Consider the following 395-nt stretch of genomic DNA (forward strand, 5'->3'; position numbering starts at 1 on the left):
AGCATTGTGACCACTTGCTGTCGTCCAATGCGCTGCCAGGGCAAACCCTGGATTAATGCCTGTAACTGTTCCGGGTTGAGGGCCACGGTTTCACCTTGGTGAACTTGAGCCCAGTGGAATTTTCCCTGTTCCAGCCGCCTGGCACACAGCCAGATGCCCAGTCCATCATGTACCAGCACTTTCATACGATGGCCACGTTTATTACAGAACAGGTAAGCACAATGCGGTTTAATGTAGCCAAAGGCTCTCACCACCTGAGCCATGACAGTATCCATCCCTGCTCGCATATCCAGAGGTTGGGTAGAAAGCCAGATTTCATCAATGCGGATCATGTTGCCAGTGCCTTGAGTAATTCTGCTAAAGCAGATATTTCTGATACTTGCCATTTCAAGCCA

General features: G+C 49.9%; 1 protein-coding gene. It reads right to left on the reverse strand.

Features of this window, described 5'->3' with window-relative positions; all coding sequences use genetic code 11:
• A partial coding sequence (gene tnpB, locus CYK47_RS15335) for an IS66 family insertion sequence element accessory protein TnpB (protein ID WP_164709242.1) occupies nucleotides 1-332 on the reverse strand: 332 nt, incomplete at its 3' end.
• Nucleotides 333-395 lie beyond the last annotated feature (63 nt).

The organism is Acinetobacter sp. B51(2017), assembly GCF_003711395.1.
GTDB lineage: Bacteria > Pseudomonadota > Gammaproteobacteria > Pseudomonadales > Moraxellaceae > Acinetobacter.